Source organism: Oleiphilus sp. HI0123 (assembly GCF_001635315.1).
Genome location: NZ_LWGE01001352.1, coordinates 1 through 1,595 on the forward strand (window position 1 = coordinate 1; position 1,595 = coordinate 1,595).

The following is a 1,595-nucleotide window of genomic DNA, read 5'->3' on the forward strand; positions in this document are numbered from 1 at the left end:
CAACACCAAGGTCGAACCAAAAGTCTGCAAGACATGCTCAAAGGCCAGGCTTTTGCTCATACCGCTGGATACAATAAATTCAAATACCAAAACAGCCAGTAGCGCTCCTATCGGATCGACTACGATTCCTTCCCACTTAAGAATATTGGTAATTCGGGCATTGGGTCGAACCGATCGTAATAACGGCATGATCACCGTAGGCCCACTAACCACCACAATTGCACCAAATAAGGTTGCGACCGGCCAAGACAGGTCAACTAGATAACGGCTGGCAATGGTTCCGATAGACCAAGTAACAACTACACCAGACATTAGAAGGTTGCGAACCATCTTGCCGTGTTCACGTAGCTCCTGAAATTTAAGAGTAAGGCTACCCTCAAACAGAATCACGGCAACGGCCAGCGATACAATCGGGAATAGCATTTCACCAAACAAGGCATCCGGCTCCAGAATACCTAAACCAGGCCCGATAAGAATTCCTGCAAGTAAGAGAAATAAAATTGCCGGCAAACGTAAACGCCAGGCAATCCATTGACAAATAAGGGAAATAACACCAATACTCGCCAGTAAAATAAGCTGCAGCTCAACCATAGAAACGGATTCTTTTCTTTGAAATCGGCCCACCCGCAACATACATCTATGGGGAAGCACTTTAACTCGTTACAACACCCTTTTAAGGGACGTCTTACAATTAAAGATCATTCTGCCAGGATTGCGAGTTTCTTTAGAATTTGAGATACCGCCATAAAGGCGAATGTTGCCGTTATGTGAGTTGCCGCACCAAAGCCCGAGGCACAATCCAGTTTTACCGGACCGCCTTCGGCTGGCTTTTCGTGACATACTGCGCCATCACTGTGTGCGTAAACTAATTGCTCAGTCGAATATACACAGTCAATCCGATATTTGCGTTTGGGGTTTCGGGAAAAGCCATGCATGCGACGAAGATTATTGCGTATCTTGGCAAGCAATGGGTCCTGGATAGTACGATTTAAGTCAGCAATTTGAATCTGACTCGGATCAACTTGGCCACCGGCGCCTCCCGAGCAGATCAACTTAATCTTATGTCGCGAACAATGAGCAATAATGGCAGTCTTTGCTTTGACACTATCGGTCGCATCAAAGACATAGTCAAAGCCTTTGTGCAGCAAAGTTTCTACATTTGCAGGCGTAATAAAGGTGTGGTTTGCATGTACTTTGATCTGCGGATTAATCTGCTGCATTCGAGCAGCCATAGCCTCCACCTTCATCGCCCCAACCGTGTCTTGCAATGCATGGATTTGCCTGTTGATATTCGAAACGCAAATATCATCCAGATCAAATAGGGTAACTTCACCAATACCCGATCGAGCTAAGGCTTCGGCGGCCCAGGAACCGACACCGCCAATACCAATCACGGCAATATGACTATGCTGAAAACGCTCTAGCGTTGGCAAACCATACAGGCGAGCAATACCGCCAAAGCGAAAGGCAATATCGTCATTCATAGAGCCATCAGCCTTATATCAGGAATCAGAAGCTTATAGCTCGCTAGACTTCAGCGCAGCATTTGATTTCAATACATCACTGTATGCTTGAGACTTAGCATGCTCCGACAC

The 1,595-nt window shown here is 46.3% G+C and carries 2 protein-coding genes; both read right to left on the reverse strand.

Translation table 11 applies throughout. The annotated features are described in order from the left end of the window. Nucleotides 1-591, reverse strand: a 591-nt coding sequence (locus tag A3761_RS16880) for a cation:proton antiporter (RefSeq protein ID WP_197473082.1), incomplete at its 3' end; no start/stop codon positions are given. A 107-nt stretch (nucleotides 592-698) separates the two neighbouring features. Next, nucleotides 699-1,484, reverse strand: a complete 786-nt coding sequence (tcdA, locus tag A3761_RS16885) for a tRNA cyclic N6-threonylcarbamoyladenosine(37) synthase TcdA (RefSeq protein WP_068512811.1) — start codon at nucleotides 1,482-1,484, stop codon at nucleotides 699-701. Nucleotides 1,485-1,595: the final 111 nt, after the last annotated feature.

Coding starts and splice junctions, on each gene's coding strand:
- tcdA (WP_068512811.1), bottom strand. CDS start 1,484: ATGAATGACGATATTGCCTTTCGCTTTGGCGGTATTGCTCGCCTGTAT.